Here is a 239-nt window from a genome sequence, read left to right as displayed (position 1 = left end):
GCGATCGCGACCTGAGGCATCCCGGACGCACGGCGTCAGCCCTCACCCTCACCGAAGGAGGTGACTTGCACATGACTTCCACCCTCGACTTCGTCGAGCTCGACGCGCTGGACGCCCCCGACGACGGATGGGACTGGTTCCGCGGCTTCAGCTACGGCGTGGCCCTCGGATTCATCGCCCTGGCCGCCACCTGAGCCATCCGCGAGAGGCCGGGGTTCCGGCATCCCTCATCCCATCCC

1 protein-coding gene is annotated in these 239 nt (G+C 68.2%); it reads left to right on the top strand.

Features of this window, described 5'->3' with window-relative positions; all coding sequences use genetic code 11:
• A partial coding sequence (gene mpaA2 / locus ACZ3HH_RS31105; RefSeq protein WP_465810575.1) for an MpaA2 family daptide-type RiPP occupies positions 1–194 on the top strand: 194 nt, incomplete at its 5' end.
• Positions 195–239: the final 45 nt, after the last annotated feature.

The sequence above is a fragment of the Pseudomonas sp. PME37.24/025 genome, assembly GCF_055556615.1.
Note: the sequence above shows the minus strand (reverse complement) of the source record. Positions and strands in the feature narration are given on the sequence as shown.